At 42.6% G+C, this 19,348-nt stretch carries 16 protein-coding genes; 2 read left to right on the top strand and 14 right to left on the bottom strand.

What is annotated here, in order from left to right; all coding sequences use genetic code 11:
- Positions 1-359 precede the first annotated feature (359 nt).
- From lysS to pth, 14 genes are all read right to left on the bottom strand, one after another.
- A complete protein-coding gene (gene lysS / locus RV00_RS13195) occupies positions 360-1,823 on the bottom strand; it encodes a lysine--tRNA ligase (RefSeq protein ID WP_143141799.1) in 1,464 nt (487 codons plus the stop codon).
- A 119-nt stretch (positions 1,824-1,942) separates the two neighbouring features.
- On the bottom strand, positions 1,943-2,950 hold the full coding sequence (gene dusB / locus RV00_RS13190; RefSeq protein ID WP_071863023.1) for a tRNA dihydrouridine synthase DusB: 1,008 nt from the start codon (positions 2,948-2,950) through the stop codon (positions 1,943-1,945).
- Positions 2,951-2,952: 2 nt separating this feature from the next.
- Positions 2,953-3,837, bottom strand: coding sequence for an Hsp33 family molecular chaperone HslO (gene hslO, locus RV00_RS13185; RefSeq protein ID WP_071863022.1), 885 nt, complete (start codon positions 3,835-3,837; stop codon positions 2,953-2,955).
- Positions 3,838-4,133: 296 nt separating this feature from the next.
- A complete protein-coding gene (locus RV00_RS13180; RefSeq protein WP_071863021.1) occupies positions 4,134-4,436 on the bottom strand; it encodes a bacteriocin immunity family protein in 303 nt (100 codons plus the stop codon).
- A gap of 52 nt (positions 4,437-4,488) precedes the next feature.
- Positions 4,489-5,007, bottom strand: coding sequence for a GNAT family N-acetyltransferase (locus RV00_RS13175; RefSeq protein ID WP_071863020.1), 519 nt, complete (start codon positions 5,005-5,007; stop codon positions 4,489-4,491).
- Positions 5,008-5,066: 59 nt separating this feature from the next.
- Positions 5,067-7,133 carry an ATP-dependent zinc metalloprotease FtsH gene (gene ftsH / locus RV00_RS13170; RefSeq protein ID WP_071863019.1) on the bottom strand — a complete coding sequence of 689 codons (2,067 nt, stop codon included), beginning with the start codon at positions 7,131-7,133 and terminating at the stop codon, positions 5,067-5,069.
- An 88-nt stretch (positions 7,134-7,221) separates the two neighbouring features.
- Entirely contained in the window at positions 7,222-7,767 is a 546-nt protein-coding gene (gene hpt / locus RV00_RS13165; protein ID WP_071863018.1) for a hypoxanthine phosphoribosyltransferase, read from the bottom strand.
- 13 nt (positions 7,768-7,780) lie between these two features.
- Positions 7,781-9,115: a tRNA lysidine(34) synthetase TilS gene (tilS, locus tag RV00_RS13160; protein WP_071863017.1), complete on the bottom strand. Its 1,335-nt coding sequence runs from the start codon at positions 9,113-9,115 to the stop codon at positions 7,781-7,783.
- A 182-nt stretch (positions 9,116-9,297) separates the two neighbouring features.
- The gene (locus RV00_RS13155) at positions 9,298-9,756 is read right to left on the bottom strand and encodes a S1 domain-containing RNA-binding protein (protein ID WP_071863016.1); all 459 of its coding nucleotides are present in this window, start codon (positions 9,754-9,756) and stop codon (positions 9,298-9,300) included.
- Between the two features lie 42 nt (positions 9,757-9,798).
- The gene (locus RV00_RS13150) at positions 9,799-10,236 is read right to left on the bottom strand and encodes an FtsB family cell division protein (RefSeq protein ID WP_071863015.1); all 438 of its coding nucleotides are present in this window, start codon (positions 10,234-10,236) and stop codon (positions 9,799-9,801) included.
- Positions 10,237-10,313: 77 nt separating this feature from the next.
- A complete protein-coding gene (locus RV00_RS13145) occupies positions 10,314-10,592 on the bottom strand; it encodes an RNA-binding S4 domain-containing protein (protein WP_071863014.1) in 279 nt (92 codons plus the stop codon).
- 3 nt (positions 10,593-10,595) lie between these two features.
- Entirely contained in the window at positions 10,596-12,185 is a 1,590-nt protein-coding gene (locus RV00_RS13140) for a putative polysaccharide biosynthesis protein (RefSeq protein WP_071863013.1), read from the bottom strand.
- Positions 12,186-12,197: 12 nt separating this feature from the next.
- Positions 12,198-15,683, bottom strand: a complete 3,486-nt coding sequence (mfd, locus tag RV00_RS13135; protein ID WP_379925118.1) for a transcription-repair coupling factor — start codon at positions 15,681-15,683, stop codon at positions 12,198-12,200.
- Between the two features lie 65 nt (positions 15,684-15,748).
- Positions 15,749-16,306 (bottom strand): aminoacyl-tRNA hydrolase, encoded by a 558-nt coding sequence (gene pth / locus RV00_RS13130; RefSeq protein WP_071863011.1) that lies wholly within the window; start codon positions 16,304-16,306, stop codon positions 15,749-15,751.
- 370 nt (positions 16,307-16,676) lie between these two features.
- Here pth and RV00_RS13125 point away from each other — a divergent pair, with 370 nt between their 5' ends.
- Both RV00_RS13125 and RV00_RS13120 read left to right on the top strand, forming a co-directional pair.
- Positions 16,677-17,657, top strand: coding sequence for an L-lactate dehydrogenase (locus tag RV00_RS13125; protein WP_071863010.1), 981 nt, complete (start codon positions 16,677-16,679; stop codon positions 17,655-17,657).
- Positions 17,658-17,874: 217 nt separating this feature from the next.
- Positions 17,875-19,281 carry a L,D-transpeptidase family protein gene (locus RV00_RS13120; protein ID WP_071863009.1) on the top strand — a complete coding sequence of 469 codons (1,407 nt, stop codon included), beginning with the start codon at positions 17,875-17,877 and terminating at the stop codon, positions 19,279-19,281.
- Positions 19,282-19,348: the final 67 nt, after the last annotated feature.

Here is a 19,348-nt window from a genome sequence, read left to right as displayed (position 1 = left end):
TCATCGCTTTATGCGACTTTGATAGAATAACTGAAAGTCAGTCATCTGTCAATAACAATTTTGAAGTTTTTTTAAGCGACCTTCACTCGCTTTGGAACATTACATAATATACCAACATAATCTTGTTCGGTCAATCAAAAAAAGAGAGTTTTTGAAAGTTTTTTTGATTGCTTACCAATGTCCATGAATATTTACATGAATGTTCGCAAATAACACGAATGACAATTGAAAAATCCCTTTTCACAAAAAATTCAATCGCATTTATCTTCGATAGGATTACATCATTTTCTAATAATTTATTTGTGTAGTTAAAAAAAGACGCTCAGTTTAACTGAGCGTCTTAGAATATCTATTTATTTTTAACGCATCGTTGGGAATAATAATACATCGCGAATCGATTGAACGTCGGTTAGCAACATAACAAGACGGTCGATCCCTATTCCTAATCCACCAGTTGGTGGCATCCCATATTCCAATGCCTCCAAGAAATCTTCATCCACGCCATGGGCTTCATCGTTTCCTTGTTCGCGTTCTTTTTCTTGCGCTTCAAAACGTTGACGTTGATCAATTGGATCATTTAATTCTGTAAAGGCATTGGCAAATTCACGACCGACGATAAACAATTCAAAGCGATCCGTAAAGCGACCATCTTCCGCATTTTTCTTCGCCAATGGAGAAACTTCGACTGGATGCCCAAATACAAAGGTTGGTTGTTGCAGTGTTTCTTCTACAAATGTTTCAAAAAATTCGTTGATAATATGACCAATTTCCATATTGTCATTGATTTCTACATGGTGTTCTTTCGCTAATCCACGAGCTTCTTCGATCGTCATTTCTGGCCAGAAGTCAACACCGGTTTGTTCTTTGATGGCATCAACCATATGGATTCGTTTAAACTTAGCACCTAGGTCGATAGCTTGTCCATCATAAGATAGGGTCGTTTCGCCTAATACGTTTTGAGCAGCATCACGGATAATCCCTTCAGTTAAGTTCATTACATCTAGGAAATCTTGGTAGGCAGTATAAACTTCCATCATGGTAAATTCTGGATTATGTGTCGTGTCGATCCCTTCATTACGGAAGACCCGGCCGATTTCATAAACTTTTTCCATGCCGCCAACAATTAACCGTTTCAAATGCAATTCAAGAGCGATACGCAAATAAAGATCCATGTCTAACGCATTGTGATGAGTGATAAACGGACGGGCAGTCGCACCACCGGCTTCATTATGCAAAACAGGCGTTTCGACTTCAATGTAGCCTAAGCCATCTAAATAGCGACGAATCTGGCTGATGATCTGACTGCGTTTCGTAAAGCGGTCAAAACTTTCACGATTACTGATCAAGTCTAAGTAACGTTGACGGTAGCGTTGTTCTACGTTCGTTAAGCCATGATATTTTTCAGGTAACGGACGCAATGCTTTTGAAAGTAACGTGATCTCTTTGGCTTTAATGGAAACTTCGCCGGTATCAGTCTTCATAATTTCTCCAGTTACGCCGAAGAAATCGCCTAGATCACCCTTTTTGAAGATTGCGTAAGGTTCTTCCCCTACTTCGTCTTTACGGACGTAGATTTGGATTTGGCCTTCACGGTCTTGTAAATGGGCGAAGCCGACTTTTCCTTTTCCGCGTTTGGTCATCATTCGGCCAGCGACACTGGCGGTTAATTGCTTTTCAACTAATTCTTCTTTTGTATCCGCATCATATGTTTCATGCAATTCTTTTGAATTTGCTGTACGTTCAAAACGTGCGCCAAATGGATCAATGCCTTCTTCACGAAGATTTTCCATTTTTTCGCGGCGAACACGCATCTGGTCGTTCATTTCTGTTAAATTGGTTTGTTCCTCAGTCACGAATGTTCCTCCTCAAATGTAATTACTCTTCCTTATAATGCCAATGAATTCGCAAAAAATCAAGCCGAATCCACATTCGGCTTGGAGTTTTAACTAATTTTCTGTTTTGCTTCCGTCTTTTCTACTAACTGATCCAATAAATCTAAGATCACTTGTTTTTCTTCCGTCTGGTTGATCGCGACCTTGGTTTTAGCTGCTCTCGGAATGCCCTTTAAATAGTAACTGGCATGTTGGCGGAATTCACGGCAAGCAATTTTTTCGCCTTTTAAGTTGATCAAACGTTCTAAATGCAGCTTGGCCGTTTCGATTTTTTCTCTGGCAGTAGGTTCAGGAATTAATTCTCCTGTTTCCAAGTAATGCTGAGTCTGATGAATCATCCACGGATTGCCTAAAGCCGCCCGACCGATCATCACCGCATCCACACCGACTTCCTCAATCATACGTTTGGCATCTTCAGGGGTACGAACATCGCCATTGCCCATAAATGGAATTGTCAATTTGTCGGCGACTTGTTTCAACACATCCCAATTCGCTTGGCCTTCATACATTTGAACCCGTGTCCGACCATGCATCGCGATGGCAGAAGCCCCGGCCTTTTCAGCGGCTAACGCATTTTCCACCGCCAAAATATGTTGGTCATCCCAACCGATCCGCATTTTCACCGTCACGGGAATATCCACCGCCGATGATACCGCCTCAACCATTTCATAGACTTTGTTAGGATCCAGCAGCCATTTGGCGCCGGCTTCAGCTTTGATGACTTTATTTACCGGACAGCCCATATTGATGTCGATGATATCTGCCTCAGTATTTTCTTGCACGAATTGCGCTGCTTCAACTAAAGAATCTTTATTGCCGCCAAAGATTTGCACACTTAGCGGATGCTCTCTTTCATCAATGTACAGCATCTCTAAGGTTTTCTTATTTCTAAAGTGGATGCCTTGGTCACTGATCATTTCACAGACTACCAAACCAGCGCCAAATTCTTTCACCGTTACGCGGAAAGCAGCATTGGTGATCCCCGCCATCGGAGCGACAACGACGCGATTAGGAATCTCAACCTTACCGATATTCCATGTGCCATTTAATGGTTTCACATTTATTCCCCCAAAATCTCTTGCTTCAATGCGTAAAGATCTTCTTCACTGTACTGGTATTTATTGTTGCAAAAGGCACAGACGGCTTCGGCGCCATGATCTTGATCAATTAATTCTTGGATTTGCTCTGCTCCTAAGGTAATGATCGCAGAGGCGAATTTTTCCTTTGAACAATCACATTTGAATTGGACCGGCATGGTTTCTAAAAAGAAAACATCATCCGTCGCTAAAAGATTTTGCAAAATCTCTTCTGGTGTTTGTCCTTCGTCTAATAAAGTAGAAATACGAGCAGTTTCTTTCAAACGCGCTTCTATCTGATCAATAATCTCATCGCTGGCTCCCGGCATGATCTGGATCATAAAACCACCGGCGGTTTTGATCGAATCGTCTGTGTCGACTAACACCGATACCCCTACTGCTGATGGGATTTGTTCTGAGACAGCCAAATAATAGGTAAAGTCTTCACCGATTTCTCCAGAAACGATCGGTGTTTGACCAGAAAAAGGCTCTTTCAAACCTAGGTCTTTAATGACCGTGAACATTCCTTCGGTTCCTACCGCGCCGCGAACATCAATTTTACCAATCTCATTTAACGGCAGGCTAATATGTGGATTCTTGATATAGCCTTTGACCTCGCCTTTACCGTTGCTGTCTACCACGATTGCCCCCGCTGGTCCATCACCTTCGATTTTCACCGTTAAGCGGTCATCGCCTTTTAAGGTGGCACCTAACATCAATCCACCAACCAGCGTACGTCCTAATGCCGCTGATGCTGTGTTCCAAGTATCGTGACGGCGTTGTGCCTCGGCGACTGTCTCCGTCGCATTGACCGCATAGGCCCGGACAAAGCCTTTATAGGCTAATGCCTTAACTAAATAATCACTCATTTATCTATTCCTCGATTCCTTATGAATTCGTCATTCAATTTTACTCGTGATTGCATCATACTAGGTGTTTCAACTTTTTTCAACTTCTCCGTGTACCCTTACTAGAAAAGTTTAATATTCGACCCCTTAATAAGAAAGGCTTTCGCGAACTCGCTCAGCTTTTGCTTATTGCCGATAAAGCTAGTTCGTGAAGCCAGACATGACTAGACATGCTGCAAAGCGATTTATTCATCTGAAAATTTTATACTTTCTTTATCCGGGGAAAATAAAACAGCAGACGAGGGATTGTCTGCTGCTTAAAACCACATAGGTAACAAAATTGTTGCCAGCGCCGTAGCGTCATATTTTGTTGCTTCTTTTTTTAATTGATTATGCAACTCTCCCAGTGCTTTCGGAAAATCAGGTTGATGAGCTAAGGCAAACAATGCCAAGCCCTTACAGATTTTTGTCGCCACCAATCCGCAATCTTCTGTTTTTTCCAACAGCTGGGCATTCTCTAATAATAATTTTTGAACCTCAGGGTAGCGTTTGACTTCCCTATCACCATAGGCTCGGCTGATTTGATCCATCATTGCTTTTGCTTTCTCACTGCGTGACATAAGATCAACCCCTTTGTGCTTATTCTACGCCGCTTCATCAAATACACCAACTTTAAAGCAAGGATTTTTGCATCAACAAATCGGTTTGCTTGTCGGTTCCCACGTAAAAATCATGAGCACCGACTTGTTTGAAGCCAAAGGAGTGATAAAACTTCAAGGCATTTTGATTGTCTTCCCAGACACCCAGCCAGATGCTCGCGCGACTTTCTTGCGCTGCCAGCTCAAAGGCGTAATTCAACAGCTGCCGCCCTAGCCCTTGACGTTTGAAGGCTTTACGAATATAGATCCGTTCTACTTCTAAACCTTTTGGATCAATTGCTTCAGTTTGAGCGTCGCCAGTATTTAATTTTAAGTAACCGGCCACTTGCTCAGCTAAGTAAATAAAATAGAAACGGGACTCTGGCTGTTTTAACTCTCTTTGTAATTTTTCTACGTTATAAGCCGCAGCTAAATATTCTTCCAAATCGGCTGGATCATTATCTGCTGCAAAAGTCTCTTTGAAGGTTTCTCTGCTAATTGCTTGTAATTCGGTTAAATCCTCTAAGCTACATGGGCGAATCATTCCGGTCATATTTCTTCCTCCTTCTTAACTATAGCAAAACGACATGTCCGAGGACATGTCGTTTAGTTTTATTCTTGGTTATCGTTTGTATCGTCAGGAGCGATTTGATCGTCTGACTCTTTGTGTCCAGACTCTTTATCCTCTGCTTGCTTCTCCGCATCCTTTTCTTCCAAAGCACGTTTGGCTTCTTCGAAAGTTTGCGCTTGAGCTTTCTCGCTTGGATAAGGGCTGCCTTTTCCTGCTGGCATTTCACCTGTTTCAAACAATGATTTGATTGCTTTGGCATCCAATGTTTCAAATTCCAATAATTTTTCAGCAATCAATTTATGTTGATCACGGTGTGTTTCAATGATCTCACGAGCTTTTTCATGAGCTTGCTTCAAGATACTGCGAACTTCTTCATCGATCTCAAAGGCAACTTGTTCTGAATAAGCTTTCGTTTGACCATAATCACGGCCAACAAAGACTTGATGATTGCCTTCGTATTGAACTGGACCAAGCTTATCGCTCATTCCGTATTCAGTTACCATACTGCGGGCTAATGAAGTTGCTTGTTCGAAGTCATTCGATGCACCAGTGGTTTGTGCGTTAAAGACGATCTCTTCAGCTGTCCGTCCACCTAACAGACCAACGATTTGTTCAAACATATCTTCTTTCGACATCAACATTTGATCTTCTTTTGGTAAAGCGATCATGTAGCCGCCAGCGCGTCCACGTGGAATAATCGTTACTTTGTGAACGACCCGGGCACGATTCAAGACCATCCCGATAATTGTATGACCCGCTTCATGATAAGCGACCATCTCACGTTCATGTTTACTGATGACACGATCTTTCTTAGCAGGTCCCGCGATCACGCGATCTTCTGCCTCGTCCACGTCAGAAGCATCGATTTTTTTCTTGTTTCGACGAGCAGCTACTAACGCCGCTTCATTCAAGACATTTTCTAAATCGGCACCGGCAAAGCCGGGTGTTTGTTGCGCAACAACTTTCAAATCAACATCGTCAGCTAAAGGTTTGTTCCGAGCGTGTACTCTAAGAATTGCTTCACGACCTTTAACGTCAGGACGACCAACTAAAATCTGACGGTCAAAACGACCAGGACGTAATAACGCTGGGTCTAATACGTCAGAACGGTTGGTTGCGGCAATGACGATGACACCTTCATTCCCATCAAATCCATCCATCTCAACGAGCAATTGGTTCAAGGTTTGTTCACGTTCATCGTGACCGCCCCCCATACCAGCGCCACGTTGACGACCAACTGCATCGATTTCATCGATGAAGATAATGGCTGGCGCATTTTTCTTGGCTGTTTCGAATAGATCACGGACACGGGAAGCGCCGACACCAACGAACATTTCCACGAAATCTGAACCTGAAATTGAATAGAATGGCACGCCTGCTTCACCAGCGACTGCTTTGGCTAGCAAGGTTTTACCAGTTCCGGGAGGTCCTTCAAGTAAGACCCCTGCAGGAATCCGAGCACCTAATTCCACAAAGCGACGTGGGTCTTTTAAGAATTCCACGACTTCGACTAATTCTTGTTTTTCTTCTTCCGCACCAGCTACATCAGAGAAGCGGACACGATTGGCTTTTTTGTCGGCTTCTTTGGCTTTGGATTTTCCGAAGTTCATCACTCGGCCATTGCCGCCACCGCCGCCACCTTGTTGACCCATGATCATATAGAAGAAAAAGACCATTAATAGAATTGGTAGGAAGCTTACTAATAGAGTAACCCACATACCGCTGCTAGATTCTTCTTCGATCGACGTTTTGATCTTGTTTTCTTTGGCTAAGTCAGTCACTTGACTCAAGCTAGAATCATTTGGCAAAACAATTGTTGAGAAGTGCGTCGTTTTCGAATCGGTTTGACCAATAATGCTCAAACCACCGGAGTTTGCAACTTCTTGTTTTTCTTTATACTCACCAGTGATTTTGTAAACACCACCGGCAGGCTGAATCTTCAAGTTCTTGATTTTGCCTTCTTGCATTTGTTCCGTAAAGGTTGAATACTCGATATCTGGCGAAGCTGATTTGTTATCTCCGAAAAGGAAATAAACCACCATGACCATTGCCAAGATGACGAGGATATAATAGAGGGCATTTTTTACCCCCTTATTGTTTTTGTTCATCTGCGTCCTCCTCGCGCTTGTTAGCTTGTTAATAAAGTTTTATCAATTTTGACCTTTTAAGTATATCATACTAAGATTTTTTCAGTCACTAATTTGATTGATAAATTTCTGGCTTCAATACACCAACATATGGCAAGTTGCGATAGGCTTCTGCATAATCCAAACCGTAACCGACAACGAACTCATTTGGTACGTCGAAACCAACGTAGTCTGCATGAATATCTACCACGCGACCTTCTGGTTTGTCTAATAATGTGACGATCTTCACTGATTTCGCTTTACGGTATTTAAATAGGTCCACCAAATAGCCTAATGTCCGGCCACTATCGATGATATCTTCCACGATCAACAGATCGCGACCTTCAACATTCGTATCCAAGTCCTTGATGATCTTCACTTCTCCAGAAGAGACCGTCTGATTGCCGTAGCTGGATACATCCATAAAATCCAATTCTAAATGTGTGTCGATTTCGCGAACAATATCTGCCATAAAGGGAACAGCCCCTTTTAAAATACCAACGACCAATGGATTTTTAGCGGCGTAATCTTCAGTTAATTGTGCGCCTAATTCAACACAGCGTTTTTGAATATCTTCTCTTGTAATCAAGATTTTTTCAATATCTTTTGCAAGCATTTTTAAACTCCTTTCATTTCGACACTTGAAGCGTATAGTCAAGTATGTAGTGTATTCTATCAGTTTCAACTGTAATACTCAAATAGGAATTAGCAAAAGGTAAAAGCGCTACGATTTCTCCCAGCGAATCTACTACTACCCATGCTTTGTTCCGTTCATCAGCAGGAATTTTTTGATCAATAAAATAACGATTGATTCGCTTTTTTAAGGATGCCGAAAAACGCATCCGATCGCCTGACTGACGACGGCGGATCGTTAACGGCAAGTCAATGTCTAACGGCAGCGGTACGTGGTAGCCCTCTACATTTGATTTTGTCGTACTTTTCCGCAGAGTCATTTCCTCAGCTTTGTCGATGACCAGTGTTTGATTTTCAGTTAAAGAAAAGATTCCTTCATTTAATGTAGCCTTTTTTTCTAAAAAGAACTGCTGATAGCGTCGAGTAAATTGCCAACTGTCCCCAAGGTCTAGCGTCCATTGACTAACCGGTCGCTGAACTTGGTCTACGAGTGAAAATAATTGCCGCTGCGAGACTGTCAAACCCGTTTCCTCTTCGATCCCTTGAAAGAAGCTCGTCAGAAAATAATAACGAGCACCCGTTTCATAGGGCAGTGTCTCAGCTGAAAAAGACCAGCCTTGATCGGTTTGCCGGATATTTCTTAAATTTTCTTTTAGCGCTTGTTTGATCAGCGGTTCTGCCCACGTCAGCTGCTGTTGAAATTGCTGGACGTGCTGCAAAATTTGTGGATTTTCTTTTTTTAGCTCTGGTATTACGTTATGCCGCATCCGATTGCGAAAAAAATCAGTCGATTGATTAGTGACATCTTCAAAATACGTGACTTGCTTTTCTTCGGCATAGCGATAGATTTCAGCCTTTGAAAACGACAGTAGTGGTCGTAATAAACTGCCTGTGCTAAAAATTTGTTTTCGTGCAATGCCGCTGTGACTAGCCAGCGAGCCTCCCTGCGCCAAACGCATCACCATCGTCTCCAACTGATCATCTCCATGATGAGCCGTCACCAACAGCGAATAATTTTCAGCTTCCATGATTTCTTCAAAAAAAGCATAGCGGACTCTCCGCGCCGAGGCCTCAATATTTTTTTTCGCCGGTTGTTGCCAGACTTTTAGATAGAAGGGTAGCTTATGGTGTTTACAATAATTCCGTAAAAACTCAGCTTCGGCTTTCGACTCTTTACGCAACTGATGATCCACATGGGCTACGCCCAGATTTAAACCTGCTTGCTCCAACAAATGCAATAAGACCATCGAATCGACACCAGTAGAGACGGCAATTAAAATCTTTTGATCTGTTTGTAGTTCCGGATTTTCCCGAAAAAGAACTTGCTCCATATTACGCTCCTTACTCATAAGAAAGACTTTCGCGAACTCGCTCAGCTTATTGCCGATAAAGCGAGTTCGCGAAGCCGGGCATGAATATACCTGTCGTAAAGCAATTTATTCATGTGAAAATTTTACACTTTCTTTGTAGTTAAAAAAAGCTGAAATCCTCTAAAGAATTTCAGCCCTTCTATTTAGCTGCGGCGACCGCCTCGGCCTCCGCGTTTACCTTCAGTATTTCGTTTAATCGATGACAAGCGATCATCGCTGTCCTTCAAAAAGGAACTCATCAATGAATCGAAGTCTTGTTTGCCGCCGCTATTTTTAGGATTTCCTTTTGCTTGTGGCTTTTGACGATTGTTGTCGCGATTATCGCGGAACTCACGTTTAAAAGGTTTCTTTTCTGGCTGTTGTGGCTGATCTTGTGCTTTACGGATAGACAGGCCGACTTTGCCGTCATCTCCTACAGAAGTCACTTTCACCGTTACTTCATCGCCAACAGTCAACACATCATGAATGTCTTTGACGAAACCATTAGATATTTCACTGATATGGACTAAGCCAGTTTTCCCCTCACCCAAGTCGATAAAGGCACCGAAATTAGTAATCCCTGATACTTTTCCTTGCAGCTTAGCTCCTACTTCGATTGACATAAAAAAATTGTTCCTCCTAATTTTTTTCCATTTATTTTAAAACTACTCTTTCGTAGTTTCGGACTTGACTACTTCGTCAGCAGGCGCTTTGTCCTTGCTAGGCGTTTTCACTGGATCTGGTAAAACAAAAATCAATTCACCATTTTTTGAATAATAGTAACGACTACGAGCGAGCTTCGCTACATAGTTATCATCTTTTAACAGCTTTACATCGTTTTTCAAGTCCGCTACCCGATTATCCACCTTAGCAGATTCAGCGACGGTCTTGACCTTGATTTCATTTAATTCACTTAAATGACGCTGTTCATTAAAGATTTGAACTCCCATGACGATAAAGACAAAAGCAGCGACAGCAAACAAAGCAGCCAAACGACGACGCTTAAAGACGAGTTGACGATGTTGCTTTTGAAATTTGCGGTATTGCTCCTTCACATACGGCGTATCTAATGAAGCGATTTTCTGCGTTTCATTTTCATTCATTCCTACGCGCTCCTATCTATCATGAAATTCTTTACTATTATATCAATTCAAGATATAATTGTCTATTTGAATTATTCCTAATTCCCGTTATTATCGTTATTTTCCACCCGTGTTTCACTAATTATCCGATACATTTTAGCCGCGTCTTCTTTTTTCGTCGACTCATGGAGTTCCTCAACTGCAACTTCCAAGACTTTATTCCCAAATTGAATTCGTAATTGATCCCCAATTTTTATATCGGTTGAAGATTTTGCTAATTTTCCATTTACTTGAATCCGACCTTTGTCTGCCACTTCTTTGGCTACCGCACGCCGTTTGATGATTCGTGAAATTTTTAAAAACTTATCTAATCGCATCTGCTATCCCCTTTTCCATTTTAATCGTAATAGTTTACTACCGAAAGGCAACATCAGCCATTCTCTGATGGTTAATAGCCGTAAACGCATGGCTAAAAACAGAAAAGCTGAACCGCCGACTGCCACGCCTAAAACGGCCACTAATAAAGCTACACTTCGTTTCGTAACTGCCCCGAATAGTAAACTGACACCTCCATAATAACACAGCAACACCACTACCATACCGCCTAAGCAAATAAATAAGTGGCGCATAAAATGACGTTCACTACTATACCCACGAGTCAGACGATCACTGGCTAAATGCAAGATGAATAAAGAGACCATTAAGCCTAGCAGTGTCGAAAGACTGGCACCGACTGTTCCAAATTGCTTCGTCAAACCGCCGGTAGTTACTAGCTTGACTAGTAACCCTGCGCCGGCTGCTTGCAGTGACGAACGATAATGATTCTGGCTTTGAGCGATACTTTGATAAGCCTGTACCATCGCCGTCAAAAAAATTGCCAAGACGAAAAGTACCAACGTCGCGTTTCCTTTGTAATCTTTAAACAACGCGTAATTTACGTAAGGCAGCAGCAACGCCAACCCGACTGAGGCCGCCGCCGCGATCCCGCAAGTCAAACGCAAAAAAGTCTGGCTCGTTTTAATAAATTGCGAACGGTCTTGATTCACTAAATGACGCGTCAATAGCGGTAAAAAACTGGAACTTAAAGCCAACGCCACCACTAAGCCTAATTGGACCAACGGCTGCCCGCGGTCATAGACCCCTTTGGCTAGCTTTGCACCATGTTCACTCAAACCAAAATCAACCAGCGCCTTTTTCACGGTAAAAGAATCAATCAGCTGAAATAAAATCAGCAAACCGCTGTAAATGGTCATTAAGCCGCCTTCCAGTAAAAGACGTTTTCCCAGCTGCCAGCTCTCCGCTTTTAATCGTGGAAGCTTCTTTGCTAGCGTCGTTCCTAAAATCTTACGGCGATACGACCAGAGAACAAAAACGGCTGCAACGCCTCCAACTAAAGCCCCAGACATCGCGATTGTCCCGGTGTAATAAACATCCATTCCAAAATGCTGATAGGACCAAGCCGCTAAAAGAATCACTCCTACGCGAATCAACTGTTCGACGACTTGAGAAACGGCGGTTGGAACCATTAAAAGCTTGCCTTGAAATTCTCCTCTTGTAATCGAAAGGAAGGGCATGATGATAAAGGTGAAAGAAACAACTTGAATCAACGGTGCCAATTTCCCATCACCCATCCAATTCGCGAAGGGCTGTGCCGAGAAAAAGCATAGCGCCCACAAAATCAAACCAAATCCGCTGATCAAAGGAAACAAATCCTTCAATGCCTCCCGCTGTTGGCGTGGTTCTTTTTGCTCTGCCACATATTTTGAAATGAACTGAGGCAGGCCAGACAAAGCCAACGTCATCGCGATTCCATAAATCGGATAGACTTGCTGATAGACATAAAAGCCTTCGTCTCCCGCCAAGTTTTGATAAGGTACGCGATAGATGGCACTTAACAGCTTCGCGATAAAGGAAGCCGCCGTCAAAACAAAGGCCCCCTGCATCATGACTTTCATTTCTTTGTTTGCCAAGGCCTTCACCACCTACTCTTTATACTTTTGTTCCCGCAAGGCTTTGATAAACAAACTAATTTCTCGTAGCCAAACAGCCTCATCCATTTTTTTGTCGATCATCAACTTGATGACCATTTTATCTTTTTCCACGCCTAGCGTGGCTTTCATCTTAGTGGCACTCAAGGCTTCAAACAACTGCTCGACTTGATAGGCCTTGGTACCTACTTTGCTTAGCGTCACAATGATTTGTTGTTGACGTTTTTGGATGCTTTCGACTAAGGCACGGTCGCCATCCATTTTAATCTGACCAACGTTTAATAAATTCGCCACTTCGTCTGGATAATCCCCAAAACGATCCACAAGGTCAGACTCGACTTCATCCAACATCTCCGTGCTCTCCAATTCGCGAATGCGTTTGTAAATCTCGATTTTTTGCCGTTCGTCTTCGATATAAGTCCCCGGAATGTAGGCGTCGATCCCTAAATTGATTTCCACCGAAGTCCGTTCGATCTGAGTATTTTTCCCTTGCTTACGATCCACCGCTTCAGAGAGCATTTGTGAATACATATCAAATCCTACCGCATCAATAAAGCCATGCTGTTGGGCACCTAATAGATTACCTGCACCACGAATCGACAAATCTCGCATCGCGATCTTAAAGCCGGAGCCAAGCTCAGTAAAGTCTTTGATTGCCTGCAATCGTTTTTCACTGACTTCGTTTAAAATCTTTTGCGGCTCATACATGAAATACGCATAAGCGATCCGATTGCTGCGACCTACCCGTCCTCTCAATTGATACAAGGTGGATAATCCCATATAATCGGCGTTTTCGACAAACAAGGTATTCACATTCGGAATGTCCACACCGGTCTCGATGATCGTGGTCGTGACTAAAATGTCATACTGGCCGTCGATGAAATCCATCAAGGTATTTTCCAATTGAACTTCCGTCATCTGCCCATGAGCAAAACCGATTTTGGCATCGGGTACTAGCATTTGTAACTCTTCAACTTTTCGTTCGATGGTCTCTACGCGATTATAGAGATAAAATGCCTGCCCGCCACGAGCCAATTCTCGCTCGATCGCTTCTCTGATCGCCCCCGGGTTGGTTTCCATCACATAAGTTTGGATCGGGTAACGGTTTTCCGGCGGCGTCTCAATGACTGATAAATCCCGTACGCCTAACATTGACATATGCAGCGTCCGTGGAATAGGTGTTGCCGTCAAAGTCAAGACGTCGACTTGCGAGCGTAATTGTTTCAATCGTTCCTTGTGTTTTACCCCAAAACGCTGCTCTTCGTCAATCACTAATAGGCCAAGATCAGAAAATTTTAAATCTTGCGAGAGCAGGCGATGGGTCCCCACTACAATATCAACTTGACCGGTCCGCAATTGTTCAATAGTTTCATTTTGCTGTTTTTTTGTCCGGAAACGGCTCAGCATCGCCACATTGACAGGGAAATTTTCAAACCGTTCCGTCATCGTATCAAAATGCTGCTGAGCCAAAATCGTCGTTGGCACTAAAAAGGCCACTTGTTTGTTTTCTTTGATTGCTTTAAAGGCAGCACGTAAGGCAACTTCGGTTTTCCCAAAGCCCACATCTCCAACTAACAAACGATCCATCGGCCGATTTTTTTCCATATCGTGCTTGATCTCCGCGGTACTCCGCAGCTGATCGTCCGTCTCGCTATAAGGAAAGGCATCTTCAAATTCTTTTTGGTATTCGTCATCAGGGCCAAAAGCATAGCCTCGTTCGGCTTCCCGCTTGGCATAAAGCTCAATCAAGTCATCCGCGATGTCTTCGATTCGTTTCGAGACCTTGCTCTTCGTCTTGGTCCATTCGCTGCCGCCTAATTTATTGATCTTCGGCGGCTTCGCTTCGGAAGAAACGTATTTTTGAATCAGATTCAGCTGGGTAACCGGGATAAACAGCTTATCGTCCTTTTGGTACAAGATCGACATGTAATCTTGATGGACGCCATCGATCTCAATCGTTTCCATCCCGACATATTTCCCGATCCCGTGATTGGCATGGACGACATAATCCCCAGTCTTCAGCTCATTGTAACTTTTTAGCCGCTCCGCATTCGAGATTGTTTGACGCCGCGCTCGCTTTTTCGTGACCTTTTGGAAAATCTCTCGTTCCGTCACCACGACCAGTTTATCCTGCGGCAATTCAAAACCTGAGGTTAAGTTTCCCGTCATGATTTGAGCCTGACCGATCAACAACTTTTCTGGTGTCGTTTGAACCGCTTGAATGCCCACATCATGAAATTCTTGCGTCAATTTCGCTTGTCGTTCTTGGTCCGAAACAAGAAATAGAATCGTTTGACCTTGTTTTTGCCAGCGATCAACTTCAGTTTTTAGTAAAGGCATTTGACCAAAAAATTGCTGCATCGAACGATATTGGAAATTGTGGATCACCTCAAAGCGCAGATTGCCCATTCCTTTTTGGAATAACGAAAAGAAGCTGGTGGTTAATTTGGTGTTTTTAATCAACTCATGAAGATTCAAACCAAAAGTTTGTTCCGAAAAAACCCGCATTTCTTCAATTTTTTGCGTATGCCATTCCGCTTCTTCTCGTTCCATTTCTCGATACGTTTCCATCATTCGCGGATAGTCATCGACAAACAGCAACGCCTCTTGATCTAAATAATCCAACAATGAAACTTTTTCTTCATATAAAAGATCGGTATAATATTTCGCATCTTCTGTTGGAATACCATCTTCCCAAGAAGCAATCAACTGACCAAAATAATCATTCAAAAAATTATAGTCTTCTTTTTCTTTCGTCACCGCTAAACGATTTTGCAGCAACTGGTTCACCTTAGCCCCACCTTGGATCAAATCTTCGGCAGAAAAAACCAGATCCGTCGTCGGCGTGATCCAGATTTCTTCCAAGTTTTCCACTGACCGCTGCGTATCGGCTTCGAAATACCGTAACGAATCGACTTCCACGTCAAACAGCTCGATTCGAATTGGATATTCAGTCGTTAACGGATAGACGTCGACAATACTGCCCCGCATACTGAATTCACCTGGTTTACCTACCATTGTTTGCCGCTCGTAGCCCATTAAGACTAACCGTTGTGCAAGCTGCTCTAGATCAATCTCACTGCCGACTCGCCAGTGGAGCTGATTGGCCCGCCATGTTTTAGGTGTCGGTAAATATTTTCGTAGCGCTGCTGCTGGCACGACAAAAATCCCTTGCTCGCCTTGTGATAGCGCCCGCAAGGTAGAAACCCGTTCGGCACGCGCCTCTGGAGAAGCAAAGGCCATTTCAGCCGACAGTACCTCGTCTACCGGAAATAAATGGACATCTTCGGTAATCTGTCGCAATTCTTCCGCTAGCTGATTACTATAGTAGAGATTCGGTACTACCACGACTGTTTGCTCATTGCTTTGTTTTTGAGCCGCTGCCATGACCAAGGCTTTAGCCGATCCCGAAAGCCCGATCAATAATTGACGCTTGGCTTTTTTCTTTAAAGACGCTTGCCATTCTTTTACTAATGGCATCTGATTTATAAATTCGATCACATTCACTGTTCATGCTCCTTATTTCTGCTGACGTTTTTAAACGTCTAATTAAATTGATTCATCGTTTGTGAAAAGTCCTTACGAGCAATAAAATAATCTACCGCTTCACCAGCTTTGGCGACACTGTTGGCGATCGTTGCCGCTTCTTCTTTGCTAAAAGTACTTAACACATGGTTTACCACTGTTTTTCCTTGGGGACGCCCGATGCCGATTTTGATCCGATTAAACTCTTGGGTGCCTAAATGGGATATAATACTTTTCAATCCATTGTGGCCTCCGGCACTGCCTTTCTGCCGTAAACGCAATTTGCCTAATTCCATGTCCAAATCATCCGCGATGACCACCAGCTCATCCAGTTCAATCCCGAAATAAGTCATTAACGGTCCAACCGCTCGACCCGATTCATTCATAAAAGTCATCGGCTTTACTAATAATATTTTTTCACCATTCACAAAAAAGTCGGCCACTTCCGCCTCAAAAGGATTTTTCTTGAAGACTGCTTGATTTTCTGCTGCTAAACGATCCACTGCCATAAAACCGACATTATGTTTCGTATTTTCATATTTTTTTCCGGGATTTCCCAGACCCACGATCATTTTCACTTTATTCCGCCTCGTTCTTAACTAATTTTAGCTTTTCGCTCTACAACTGATCCTATTTTAAATCAGGAATTGAAAAAGCATGACAAAAGGCTGGATAGTCAGCTGACTACCCAGTCGAATTTTTTTCTTTATCCAGTATAACACAAACTAGACTGTAGTGACCGTTTTCAACACTTCCACTTGTTTTCAAAATACTGTTATTTTTGCAAAAACTTAATCATATCAGCTCCTTGAAGCATCAACACATGAAACGCTTACTCTGGAAACAGCTGAAAAAACTGTATTATTAATGAGTAAGTTACGTGACAAGTTTCATTAATTAGTGTTATGATTTCACTGGAAAAACAAATATAAGAAGGGATTGGTACACATGACTGCAAAAGCAGCTAATAAAACCCATCAAAAAGTAATGTTAATCGGCGACGGAGCAGTAGGTTCAAGTTATGCCTTCGCTTTAGTCAATCAAAATATCGCACAAGAAATCGGTATTATCGATATCGACAGCAATCGCACACAAGGAGATGCTATTGACTTATCTCACGCACTAGCATTCACTTCTCCTAAGAAAATTTATTCTGCCACTTATGAAGACTGTCATGACGCTGACCTTGTTGTCATCACTGCCGGCGCTCCACAAAAACCAGGTGAAACTCGTTTAGACCTAGTTGGTAAAAACTTACGCATAAACAAAAGCATCGTAGAACAAGTTGTCGCTTCAGGCTTCGACGGCATCTTCTTAGTAGCCGCTAACCCAGTTGACATTTTAACTTACTCTACTTGGAAATTCTCAGGTTTCCCTAAAGAACGCGTTATCGGTTCTGGTACTTCATTAGATACTGCTCGTTTCCGTCAAGCAATCGCTGAATTAGTAGACGTTGACGCTCGTAACGTCCATGCTTACATTTTAGGCGAACACGGCGACTCAGAATTCCCAGTTTGGTCACACGCTAACGTTGCCGGCTTACAAATTTACGAATGGGTTAAAGACAATCCAGAAGTTGATGAAGAAGCGTTGGTTAACTTATTCTTCGGTGTACGTGACGCAGCTTACGAAATCATCGAGAAAAAAGGCGCGACCTTCTATGGTATCGCAGTTGCTCTAGCTCGTATTACTCGTGCAATCTTGAATGACGAAAGTGCTGTCTTCCCATTGTCTGTTTACTTAGAAGGACAATACGGACAAAATGACATCTATATCGGTGCACCAGCTGTCATCAACGCTAGCGGAATTCAAAACATCATTGAAATTCCTTTAACAGACGCTGAAAAAGATCGTATGGATGCTTCTGCTAAAGAATTAAAAGAAGTTATGGATAAAGCCTTCGCTGATCTTGAAGCAGAAGGAAAATAAAAAAATATCTAATATTTGGCCGCAAAGAATATTTATATTCTTTGCGGTTTTTTTAATATTTGCTAATGTTTCAAAACATATCACTCGTATTTAACCTATTCTGTGGTATATTTATATTCGGTATATCATTTAAAATAATCGACTATTTTGATAGATGGAAGTGCATCGATAGTTAATGAAAACCAAATAAAAGAAAAAGCAATGAGGAGTTATTTCGATGACAAGAAATGAAAAAAGAAATTCTCGCAGCCGTACGAGGTTCGGTGTTATTGTTCTCTTAGGTTTATTGGTAGTTTTAGTTGGCGGATACGCAATTCGCAGTACATATTATGCTCAGAGGTTTCTTCCTAAGACCGTTGTTAACGGCGTGAAGATCGATAACTTAACGGTAGATCAAGCTAATAAAAAAATTACCCGCGAGCTATCAGAGTCTCCATTTATTATCAAAGTTGATAATAAAAACTGGAAAGAAATCCAGCGGAAAGATTTAGGCTGGCAAAATAATTATCAAAGCGGCCTGACAGAAATGCAGAAAAAACAAAATCCTTTCAGCTGGGGAATGCAACTTGTCTCCGCTGCCGATACAAAAGATGTGGACGGCAACACATTAGATGAGAACAAATTGAACGCTGTTGGCGAAGCGGTTCGTAGTGAAATCACTCAGATGAACACGACTCGAACTGCGACAGAAAACGCGACAGTTACCCATACAAATGAAGGCTTTGAGATCGTTCCCGAAAAGCAAGGAACTACGATCGACGTTGACGCGGCGGTAGCAGCCTTCAAAGAAGCAGCCAAAACGGGCAAGGAAACTATTAATTTTACAGATTACTTAAGCAAACCAACCATCACTAAAAATGATGAGAGTTTGAAAAAGACAATGGATAAAATGAATGCCATTGCTAAGATCAAAGCAAATTACAGTATCAATGGACAGAACTTCCAAATCCCGACAGCCGACATCAATGATTGGTTGATCGACGACAACGGAACCTTGTCTTTGGATCAAGCAAAAGTAACAGCGTACGTAACTAGCCTAGGTGAAAAATACAACACCAAAACTAATCCAACTGAGTTCAACAGTACTCGTCGCGGAAAAGTTTCTGTTCCAGCCGGCACCTACAGTTGGACGATCAACACACCAGAAGAAGTAACTGCGTTAACCAACCAAATTTTAGAAGGCAAAGACTTCACCCGCTCACCAATCGTTACTGGTGCAACAACAGCGGACAAGCCGCTAGTCGATAAGACTTATATCGAAGTCGATTTACAAAATCAACACATGTGGTACTACAAAGATGGTAAGGTTGCTTTAGAAACAGATATCGTCAGCGGAAAACCGACATCACCGACACCTGCGGGAGTTGATTATGTATGGTCAAAAGAAACAAACAAAACCTTAAAAGGGAAAAACGATGACGGAACGGATTATGCGAGTCCAGTGAAATTCTGGATGCCGATTGATTGGACCGGCGTTGGGCTTCACGACTCTGATTGGCAGCCGGCATATGGCGGCGAGCTATGGAAGACCCGCGGTTCTCACGGTTGTGTGAATACTCCACCAGATGTCATGGCAAAACTCTTTGACATGGTTGAAGTCGGTACACCAGTACTAGTCTTTTAATAAAATAAAAACCAGCGAAATGGATTCGCTGGTTTTTTTGTCGTCTCTTATATTGTAATAAAGCTTC

Origin of the sequence: Enterococcus devriesei (assembly GCF_001885905.1) — a bacterium.
In the GTDB taxonomy this organism is placed as follows: Bacteria; Bacillota; Bacilli; order Lactobacillales; family Enterococcaceae; genus Enterococcus_A; species Enterococcus_A devriesei.
Note: the sequence above shows the minus strand (reverse complement) of the source record. Positions and strands in the feature narration are given on the sequence as shown.

Coding starts and splice junctions, on each gene's coding strand:
- lysS (WP_143141799.1), bottom strand. CDS start 1,823: ATGAACGACCAGATGCGTGTTCGCCGCGAAAAAATGGAAAATCTTCGT.
- hslO (WP_071863022.1), bottom strand. CDS start 3,837: ATGAGTGATTATTTAGTTAAGGCATTAGCCTATAAAGGCTTTGTCCGG.
- RV00_RS13180 (WP_071863021.1), bottom strand. CDS start 4,436: ATGTCACGCAGTGAGAAAGCAAAAGCAATGATGGATCAAATCAGCCGA.
- RV00_RS13175 (WP_071863020.1), bottom strand. CDS start 5,007: ATGACCGGAATGATTCGCCCATGTAGCTTAGAGGATTTAACCGAATTA.
- ftsH (WP_071863019.1), bottom strand. CDS start 7,133: ATGAACAAAAACAATAAGGGGGTAAAAAATGCCCTCTATTATATCCTC.
- hpt (WP_071863018.1), bottom strand. CDS start 7,767: ATGCTTGCAAAAGATATTGAAAAAATCTTGATTACAAGAGAAGATATT.
- tilS (WP_071863017.1), bottom strand. CDS start 9,115: ATGGAGCAAGTTCTTTTTCGGGAAAATCCGGAACTACAAACAGATCAA.
- RV00_RS13155 (WP_071863016.1), bottom strand. CDS start 9,756: ATGTCAATCGAAGTAGGAGCTAAGCTGCAAGGAAAAGTATCAGGGATT.
- RV00_RS13150 (WP_071863015.1), bottom strand. CDS start 10,236: ATGAATGAAAATGAAACGCAGAAAATCGCTTCATTAGATACGCCGTAT.
- RV00_RS13145 (WP_071863014.1), bottom strand. CDS start 10,592: ATGCGATTAGATAAGTTTTTAAAAATTTCACGAATCATCAAACGGCGT.
- mfd (WP_379925118.1), bottom strand. CDS start 15,683: ATGCCATTAGTAAAAGAATGGCAAGCGTCTTTAAAGAAAAAAGCCAAG.
- RV00_RS13125 (WP_071863010.1), top strand. CDS start 16,677: ATGACTGCAAAAGCAGCTAATAAAACCCATCAAAAAGTAATGTTAATC.
- RV00_RS13120 (WP_071863009.1), top strand. CDS start 17,875: ATGACAAGAAATGAAAAAAGAAATTCTCGCAGCCGTACGAGGTTCGGT.